Annotated in this window: 2 protein-coding genes; one reads left to right on the top strand and one right to left on the bottom strand. The window is 70.8% G+C overall.

The annotated features are described in order from the left end of the window. Positions 1-214 precede the first annotated feature (214 nt). Positions 215-1,015, bottom strand: a complete 801-nt coding sequence (panB, locus tag ADBZ5U_RS16175) for a 3-methyl-2-oxobutanoate hydroxymethyltransferase (protein WP_526811898.1) — start codon at positions 1,013-1,015, stop codon at positions 215-217. 234 nt (positions 1,016-1,249) lie between these two features. Between panB and ADBZ5U_RS16180 the strand changes: the two genes are divergently transcribed. Further along, the coding region (locus ADBZ5U_RS16180; RefSeq protein ID WP_526811900.1) for a hypothetical protein at positions 1,250-1,688 on the top strand (439 nt) is incomplete at its 3' end.

Below are 1,688 nucleotides of genomic sequence, written 5' to 3' on the forward strand. Positions count from 1 at the left end.
ACAGGCCGCAATTGAGATATCCCTCGGGATTCATCCGCCTCTCCTCCCTGGCGACCACCGGCTGCCGTCCGTGCACCGGACCGTCCGCAAACCCTGCGAGCCTACCGCGGACGGCAGTGCCGTTTCGATGGGGAATCACCGGACGACGCGCCGGACTCCCAGGGGCAGCGGCGGCAGGCGCGGCACTGTGGGGCCGCCACCACCGCCAGCCGCCTCAGGAGAACGTTTCGGCCGGTCCGGGGAAGCGCCGGGCCAGGACATCGTCGCGCCAGCCCGCGAGTCCGGCGGCGATCGCCGACTTCGCATCGGCGTAGCCGCGGACGAAGCGCGGCACCCGATCGAGTGACAGCCCGACAAGGTCGTGGAACACGAGCACCTGGCCGTCGCAGTCGGGGCCGGCGCCGATGCCGATCGTGGGCACGTCGAGGTCCGCGGTGATCCGGCCGGCCAACGGCGCGGGGACGCACTCGAGGAGCACCGCGAACGCCCCCGCCGCGGCGGCGGCCCGGGCATCGGCGATGAGTGGCTCGGCATCCCGTTGCATGCGGTAACCACCGAGTTGGTGGACCGCCTGCGGCCGCAGCCCGACATGCCCCATCACCGGGATGCCCGCCGCGGCGATCGCCGCGATGACGTCGGCTTGCCCGGCCGTGCCCTCGAGTTTCACCGCCTGGCAGCCGGTCTCCTTCATCAGCCGCGCACAGGCCGCCACGGCGCGCCTCCGCCCGAGGTGCTGCAGGGGGAAGGGCAGATCGACCACCACCATCGCGCGCGAGGCCGCCCGGCCGACGATCTCGCCGTGGTAGATCATCTGCTCGAGCGTCGCGGGTATCGTCGACGATCGCCCGGCCACGACCATGGCCACGCTGTCGCCGACGAGTACACAGTCCACCCCCGCCTCGTCGACGAGCCGCCCGGTCGTCCAGTCGTAGGCGGTGACCATCGTGATCGGCGCCTTCCGCCGCTTGGCGGCGGCGAGATCGAGCACGGTGACCCGGCGGGGGGAGTCTGGCATGGCGGAATGGTAAGGAGCGGTCGGCACCGGCTGGTCGCGGGCCACGAACGGGCATCTGTATAGTGTCACATCGATCCGCAGTGTCCACCCTGCGGACCGTCGTGGAGCCAAACCGTGCCGCCTCTCCGTCGTTTTCCCCAGGCCCGATCCCGACACAGGCTGGTTGCGGTGGCGGGTACGATCCGGTTGGCAGTCCGGTCTCTGCTGCTGCCGGCCCAAGTCCTGTTCGCCCAGATGCTGTTCGCCCAGATGCTGTTCGCCCAGATACCGGGGCGGCCCGAACCGCAGCGGCTCAAGGAAGATCAGCGGCTGGGCGTGGTGGTCGACAAGGCACCCGGCATGCTGGCCCTGCGCCTGCCCCGGGAAAGCACCACGGTGTGGCGCGTCGTGCCCACCGGCAACGCCACCATCCAGGTGACCGGACAGGCGACCCGGGCGATGCTCGCACCGCGGCAGTTCATCCGCTTCTCCGCCACGCTCGACGAGTTCGGCAAGGTCACCGAACCGGTCGTCAAGGTGACCTTCCCGGGTGGCGGCACACCGAGCGTGATCGCCCCGGGGCTGGGGCTGGAAACGGGTGGCAAGAAGGTCCCCGGCCGACGGCCCGCGGGCCTCTACACGATCAACGGCATCATCCGCACCGTGGATGGCACCACGGTGACGGTGCTCATCG

It is taken from the genome of Mycobacterium sp. (assembly GCF_040398885.1).
Classification (GTDB): Bacteria; Actinomycetota; Actinomycetes; order Mycobacteriales; family Mycobacteriaceae; genus Mycobacterium.

Bases quoted from the DNA above. Each gene is read 5' to 3' on its own strand.
- panB (WP_526811898.1), bottom strand. From the start codon at position 1,015: ATGCCAGACTCCCCCCGCCGGGTCACCGTGCTCGATCTCGCCGCCGCC.